The organism is Novosphingobium sp. BAM6 (assembly GCF_057784955.1).
The window spans coordinates 1-7,608 of the sequence record NZ_JBYNTR010000027.1; the positions used below are offsets into that span (position 1 = coordinate 1).

At 56.7% G+C, this 7,608-nt stretch carries 4 protein-coding genes; 3 read left to right on the forward strand and 1 reads right to left on the reverse strand.

Features of this window, described 5'->3' with window-relative positions:
• The 3 genes from AC3EC3_RS19645 to AC3EC3_RS19655 form a co-directional block, all read left to right on the forward strand.
• The coding region (locus AC3EC3_RS19645) for an alginate O-acetyltransferase AlgX-related protein (RefSeq protein ID WP_488491261.1) at positions 1–1,406 on the forward strand (1,406 nt) is incomplete at its 5' end.
• Between the two features lie 153 nt (positions 1,407–1,559).
• Positions 1,560–3,836 (forward strand): hypothetical protein, encoded by a 2,277-nt coding sequence (locus tag AC3EC3_RS19650; RefSeq protein WP_488491262.1) that lies wholly within the window; start codon positions 1,560–1,562, stop codon positions 3,834–3,836.
• Between the two features lie 50 nt (positions 3,837–3,886).
• Positions 3,887–5,386 (forward strand): phosphomannomutase, encoded by a 1,500-nt coding sequence (locus AC3EC3_RS19655; protein ID WP_488491263.1) that lies wholly within the window; start codon positions 3,887–3,889, stop codon positions 5,384–5,386.
• A 183-nt stretch (positions 5,387–5,569) separates the two neighbouring features.
• On the opposite strand, the gene AC3EC3_RS19660 is transcribed toward AC3EC3_RS19655, so the two are convergent.
• A complete protein-coding gene (locus AC3EC3_RS19660; protein WP_488491264.1) occupies positions 5,570–7,123 on the reverse strand; it encodes a polysaccharide lyase family 7 protein in 1,554 nt (517 codons plus the stop codon).
• Between the last annotated feature and the right edge of the window lie 485 nt (positions 7,124–7,608).

A 7,608-nucleotide genomic window follows, 5' to 3' on the forward strand; every position in this document is an offset into this window, starting at 1 on the left:
CGTTGACGGTCGGAGGCCGAAACGGTGAAGCTGATGCCATCGCGCATCCTGCGAGACTGGCACGCCTGCAAGCCGCTGGGAATCCCCAACCGGACTCTTTCGTTCCGGTCAATCCACTAGGTGAGCCGAACATCTCGACCGATTGGGCTGCACCTGCGAAAACCCGCCTTGTGATGTGCGATGCGGCGCGCGATCCTAAATCTTACAAATTCCCTGGTGTGCAAGTTGTCGAGGAAGAAAATGGCTGGTTGTTCCGGCGTATGGAACTGTCCGCACAGTTTGGTTTTTCGGATGAACGGATTCATGATCTTGTCCGAGAACTCAACGGCCGATTGGCCCGCAACGGTACACGGTTGATCATTCTGCTGACGCCACCTCGAATGGTGTTGGCGAAAAAGCACCTTGCATTTCTTCCTGACGGGCAGAGTAAGGCTGGGCAAGTCGAGCAACGATATAGAGTTATGCTTGCCCAATTAAGGGCTGATGGTGCACTTGTTCCCGATATCCTTGGTGAGGCTGACCACAGCGGGACTCCTCGTGATAAACTTACGGATCCGGGTGATATCCATTGGACGCCAATGGGGGCTCTGATGGCAGCGAGGGCGATCGCACGCATCGTAAGGGCAGACTCTCGCGTGCTGCAAGCAAGCACGGCCTCCTATCATTTTTCACGCAGCGGCCCTCCCGTCATTCTTGAAGGGCTGACCCGGTCGGTGAACGACATTTGCGGTTCACATATCCCTTACCCACAGGTGCAAAGCTATGATGTACCTCAGCGAGTGGGGGCAAGCCAGTCGTTACTAGGCAAGGACAACGCATTATCCTTGGTCGTCTTGGGCACGAGTTTTTCTGCGCTGGACCATCGGTACAATTTTTCTGGCTTTCTGGGGCAGGCAACAGGGCTGGACGTGACCAATCTGTCGGTAATTGGCGGCGGAGTGGACGAGGCTTTGGGGCAGTACCTTTCTTCCGGTGCTCTGGAGAAAGACAAGCCCGCTTACATAATCTGGGAGTTTACGCCCACAGATTTACCGCGGGATACGAGTATTGCGGTTTTGCGCGGATTGACAGGTCGGGCCTGCTCGAACGGCGTAAGCTCAACTGTTTCTTTTGACCCCGGGGAAAGCACGGTGTTCGGCGGGGCGCAGCTTCAGAAGGTGTCGGCTGGCGCAGCAACGATGTCGCTTAGTAGCGATAACGCTGCGCTCAAGAAGTTCACCATTCGCACCCGCGGATTTGACGGCAGCGCGCAAAGCTTTGACTTCGATTTTGAGCGATCAGCCAGTCCGCCGCGTGATTTCAAGGTCAGATTGCCTACATTGTCAGGCATTGAAGCGATTACCATTCAGCCGGCAACGATGATTGTAGGCAAAATCAAGGCCAGTTTATGTAATTCTACGACCTGAGGGGGCATCTTTCATATGCGTTACCATTTTTGGCCCGCCGCAAGCTTTGCGGCGCTCAGTGTGGTGCCTGTTGCTCACGTGCATGCACAAGCGGTCGCAAGTCTGTGTGTCGTACCAAAGGCTGGCAGTGGGAGCAGTCGTGTCGGGAAACCGGTGCTACTGACTTCCAAAGATCCGCTACAGCGCCGCTTGCAAGCGGCCGATGTCTTACGGGCGCAGGGGCAGGATGCTGCAGCGGAGGCAGCCTATCGTGCATTGGCGCATGTACCCGAGGAGCGGAAGCAAGTGGCTCGTCGGGCGCGCCTCAGGCTCGCGCAGTACGCGCTGGCGCGCTCTGATTACGACGAGGCTGATGTCCTGGTTCGTTCCAGCATGGCACCCGGAAGCAGTAAGGCAATTCGTCAGCAGGCCTCATATATCTTGCGCCGTACAGAATACGAACGAAGCCGAGATGCGGCGTCCGCAGCGATGAAGGTTGTAGACGATAGGCGCAGAGAAGGGGCGCCGCTTGCAAGTCTCTTGGCAGGCTATTCTCGGCTGGTTGAATTACCCTGTCCTTATCCACCCGACTTTCGGGTACGTGCGCATGAACGCCTTTCCGAAGTGATGGCGGCATCGGGGGATTACCCTATGGCTCATCGAGAGCTTGGTCTCGCGGAGCAGGCCATCCCGGAAGGCCTTTCGGATGGAGGAGCGGGGCTGAAGCAAAGATTGGTTCAGGATCGTGCCAATCTGAGGGTGGATGAACTCGTTGCGCGCGCAGACAGTCTGGCTGTGACCGATCCGGTGCCAGCAAAGGTTCTCTATGCAGATTTTCTGGCGTCTCCGGGGATGCCGTCTCCTTCATCGAACAAGCTGATGCGGGTGCATCTCAAGCTTGCGGATCTGGAGGCGGACACTGGAAACTTCGCGGTAGCGCGTGCCCAGGTGGACGCAGCCTTATCCTTGCTTGCATTTGATGACGAGCAGGGGCGTCAAGGGCTGGTTCAGCAGCGAATAGATATAGATGCTCTGGAAATGTATGCCGGTTCGGATGCTGCGCGATTAAGTGACTCTACGGAGCAGCGTGCTTTCCTGAGCCGTATTCTGGCCATGGCCCCGCCACCATCGCCTTCGCTAGTTCTTCGCGTCCATTTACGATTGGCCGATAGTCTCGCAAGGGATCATCAATTTGTCGAGGCGCGCCGTGAGCTTGATGTGGCGGCAAAGGCGTTCTCATCCGATCCGGTGGCTACAGCGCGGATCGCGACGGCAAGAGAAGATATTGCGCAACGCGAAGTCGATGTGCGGGCAGGCGATCGCCTCGATGCTCTGCGCATTTCCAGAGGATCGTCGCCTCATTATGCCATCGCAGGTATGCGCGATTTGCAGCACGTGAGGCCGCCTGTTTCGCCGAAAGTCCAGGATAATGTGCGGTTGACGTTGGCGGACACGCTCCGGCGTGAGGGGTACTACGACGATGCGCGATCGCTTCTTGCATCACCAGCGGCCGCGCCGGATGATGGTGGTATCACCCGCCGAGCGGCAAGCCTTCAGGCCCAGCTGGATGCTGATACGCCTGCGCAGACGCTGCATGGCCGTATCTCGATCGGCACTTACTACGACACCAATGCGCCGACTCTTGTTAGTGAATTGCGGACGGACCAGAATGACACTGGATATCCAATTGACCGGAAATTCGACGATGGTGTTCTCGAATTGCGGGGCCATCTGACGCATACGGCAAGATTGAACAGCCATTACGACTATTGGCGAACCGATTTTGATGCGGCGCGCACAGTTCAGTTTGATCTCACCAACCTTGATAGGACCATGGCAGGCGTCGCTACGGGGCCCGTGTTCAATCTGCCGGATGAGCGCCTGCTGCTGTCGGTGGCGGGACGGTTCAATTGGGAGCAGCGAGGTGGGAATTTTCTGCGTGATTATTACGGGCTCGACGTAGGCATGGAACGCAAGTTTTCCGATACCGTGACCGGGCAAGTAGATCTAAGCGCGCTACACAACAATGATACGCGAACTGGTCTGGATGGGAATTACTATGACATCGCTGTAGGAGCCGCGATTGGAGTTGGCGGTCATTCGCGGCTCATCCCCGAGGTCGGTTTCCAGGTCCGTAATCTGGATGACAACGCTTATGATTCAAAAAGGTATTCCATTCGCTTAGGATACGATGGGCGATGGGGCGCGCCGGATCTGGAATACGGGTTTGCGATAAGGCCGCGGATGCAGTGGATCGAGTACGACGAACCGCGTGAAACCGGTGAACGTCATGATACCAAGTTTGATATCTCCGTGCAGACGTTTGCCAGATTCGACCAGAAGTATCGAGTGACGCTGGAGTATCGCCATATCAATACCAATTCGAACATGGCGGGAAGCGACAGGCTGCCGGATGATCGGGTTGGAGTGTCGCTCGCATACGAGTTTTGACGCGTTGGCGGTGCTATGCAGCCTTCAGAGATGAGACTAGAGAGATCGGCATGACTGAAATCGAAGCAATAGCACCCACCGTCGCCGACATTATGGAACAGAGCGGCGTAGCGTTCGGAACCAGCGGTGCGCGCGGTCTTGTCTCAGCGATGACGGACCGGGTTTGCTATGCCTATACGCAAGGTTTTCTGTCCTATCTGACGGAACTCGGTGAGTTTACGGCAGGGAAGAGTGTCGCCCTCGCCGGCGATTTACGCCCTTCCACCCCTCGTATTCTGGCGGCCTGTGCCGCCGCGATCATTGACGCTGGCGGTGTGCCGGTATTCTGTGGCTTTGTGCCGACGCCGGCTATGGCGCTGTATGCTCTGGATCAGCGGATCGCATCGTTGATGGTGACGGGCAGCCATATCCCGGCGGACCGCAACGGCATCAAATTCTACCGATCTATCGGTGAAGTGTTGAAGTCCGATGAGGGGGGTATGAAGCGGCAGTCGGTCAATTTTCCGGCGGGGCGGTTCGATCACGATTGTATGCTGTCGCTTCCGTCTGACTTGCCCGAGCCCGTCGATGTTCTCGAAGCTTATGTGGCGCGTTACCGTGAGTTCTTCGGTAAAGACGCGTTGCAGGGGCGCCAAATTGGTGTCTATCAGCACTCTGCGGTGGGCCGTGACGTGCTCGTTTGGATTTTCGAAGAACTGGGCGCGCGGGTTACGCCGCTTGGCCGTGCGGAAACGTTCGTGCCTGTCGATACCGAGGCGGTTCGTCCTGAGGATAAGGTGCTGGCTGCGCAGTGGGCTGAAGGACAGGGATTCGATGCCATTGCTTCTACCGATGGCGATTCCGACCGCCCGCTGCTTGCCGACGAGAACGGCATATGGTTGCGCGGTGATGTGCTGGGTATCTTGTGCGCGCTGCAATTGAAGGCCGAAACGGTGGTCACGCCTGTATCCAGCAACACGGCGTTGGAGCGTTCAGGGCAATTCCTCAGATGCGAGCGCACGAAGATTGGATCACCTTATGTGATCGCGGAAATGCAGAATGCGGGGAATGTCGAGGCGGGAATGGTATGCGGTTATGAAGCCAACGGAGGCTTCTTGCTGCAGACTGCAGTTCGAGCCGGAGGGAAGGTGCTGACTGCACTGCCGACGCGCGATGCGGTTCTACCGATCGTTGCCGCTCTGGTGGCTGCAAGGGGCGCAACACTGAGCGAACTGGTGGGAACGCTTCCCCTTCGTGTGACGTATTCGGACCGGATCGAGAACGTGGCGCCATCCAGAAGTCAGGCCTTGTTTTCCCGGCTTCTGGATGGGGAGAGCGATTTGGAGAGATTGGCGGCGATTGATGGTATTTTCTCTGATTTCGCGGGGCGCGCGACAGAGATCGACTTGACCGATGGGCTGCGTGCCTCATTCGCATCAGGAGGCATTATACATTTGCGGGCATCGGGTAACGCGCCGGAGCTTCGCTGCTATACTGAAGCTGATACGGAAGAAGAGGCCGTCCGTTTGAACGGATTGACGCTTGAGGTGCTGCATACCTTGTTGGGATGACGTCATCCTGTCGCGGTTACAGAAATGGCCCTGCCCGGATATGCATGCCAAGCCTCTGGGATGCTGACATATTATACCTTGGCAATGTCCAGGGGCTTTGTGTTCAGAGTGTCAAATTGGTTGCTGTAATAAATAACTGCGGGCGGTGAGAGATCTCACTGCCCGCAGCCCGGGGGTAATTGATCAGAGCATGTAGAAGTCCGAAGCGGTCAGGTGCTGACCAGGCTGTACCGTGGCGAACAGGACGGCGCTGTGGCTGCCGTTGCCGTCATCATCATAGTAGACCTTGCCTTGGGCTTGGTCGTAGATGATCCGATCGGAGGCATCGTGTGCTGCTGTGCCCGCATAGAAGGCGTCAGCCTGAAGTGCGCCTGCAGGCCCGGCCTTGGCGAAGATCGCCGTGGACAGGTAGAACTTGTCCTTGTCCGCGCTGGAAAAGTCCGTGACGGTGTCTACGTTGTTCTTCCCATCGAGCGCTGTATCGAAAATGAAGCGATCACGCCCTGCGCCGCCGGTCAGGATATCGTTACCAGTGCCGCCGCGAAGATTGTCCGAGCCGTCGCCGCCATCGAGTGTATCGTTGCCGCCTTCGCCGTATAGTTGGTCGTCACCTGCACCGCCGTTTATGTTGTTGGCTGCATCGTTTCCTTTGAGTGAGTTGTTCAAGGCATTGCCGGATACGTCGATTGCTTTGTCGCCGCGAAGATCGGCGTCCTCAACATTGTCGAACAGGTGAAGCGATACAGTGCTGACGATCTGGTCGCGTCCGGCGTTGACCTGTTCGATCACCTGAGCGTTAACGTCAGTGATGTAGTAACGATCATCGCCACCGAAGCCTTCCAGAATATCCGCGCCGCCGCGCCCCAGCATGGCGTCGTCGTGGGAAGTGCCGAGCAGGTGTTCGGCATCAGTTGTTCCGTAGATGTTGATGGTGCCGGTCGCGGCCATATCTGTCTGGGTGGTCAAGCTGGCGAGTTGCGAACTGGAGGCCAGGTTGTCATTGAGGACTAGGCCGTTCAGGCCGCTACCGGCGCTGTGGCCGAAATCCAGCCCATAGTAAGACACTACGCCGTCGCCGGTCCCCTGGGTCTCGTTGACGCCGAGGTAGACCCCGGCCTTGAAATAGAGTGTGTCACTCTGCCAGACTTTGTTGACGTTGATGCTTGAGGTGTAAAGTGTGTCATCGGCATATATGCCAACAGTCATGTGATCACTCTTGGCAGTGATCACATAGGAAAATTTTTCGCCTAGTGATACCGAAGGACGATTCCCGTCTGCATCGGTGAAGTCATAGCGCAGTTCGGTGTTCTTGGTGCCGGCAAGGTCATTCTTATAATAGACTGTACCATTGTCCCAGTAGAGGCGGATTAGCTCATCCGACGCGCCGTGGATTTGCGCCACGACCATTTTCCCGGCCTGTCCGTTCTTCAATGTAGGAGCCTCGTCTACCGAGAGCGTACCAGTCATGGTGCCGCCCTGCTTGAGGGTCCAGGCGGCGCGATCTGAACCGGTGCTTTCGCGCAGTTCGGAGCGGGCGTACTTTGTGCCCTTTGAAACGGCACCATCTACAGAAGCGGTGAAGGTCATGGCCCCGTCGGAACCCGAATAGAACCACTTTGATTGGTAGCCTGTGAGGGTCTTGAGCTCGCCGGCAGTGCCGGAGGTGCCACCGGCGTTGTCGACTGGCAGAGTTATGTACCATTTGCTCAGGTTGAAGAGTTCACTGTTAGTCGTCATTTTGCGTCCCCGTATTCGTTTGCATACCAGCAGAATGAAGGGACCTTGCTTTCGCCAAGCTTTTTTTATGGTTCGGTGTTTATCCCTATCCAGGGTGACCTTCCATTTTCGAGCAAGATCAGGTCGCAGGCCCAATTGCTGATGTGGGGCGGCAAAAATCTTGTGTTGGAGGCTATGCGTGTGATCCCATCCAGTTTTGATGGCGCGGGGGGCAGCATGAGTTGAAGATGGCGCGGGTTGGATTTCTGGGGGAATGGCTAGGGAGGCGCCACTAAGGTGCATCCAAATCCGATGCGATCGCGAAGTTCATTTGGAGTGCTGTGGGGAATTGCGTTGCGTCGAGGACAGGCAGGTGCCTCTATCTTCTAGTGGATTGACCGGAACGAAAGAGTCCGGTTGGGGATTCCCAGCGGCTTGCAGGCGTGCCAGTCTCGCAGGATGCGCGATGGCATCAGCTTCACCGTTTCGGCCTCCGACCGTCAACG

What these genes read in the sequence shown, in the direction of transcription:
- AC3EC3_RS19655 (WP_488491263.1), top strand. Translation starts at nt 3,887, where the DNA reads ATGACTGAAATCGAAGCAATAGCACCCACCGTCGCCGACATTATGGAA.
- AC3EC3_RS19660 (WP_488491264.1), bottom strand. Translation starts at nt 7,123, where the DNA reads ATGACGACTAACAGTGAACTCTTCAACCTGAGCAAATGGTACATAACT.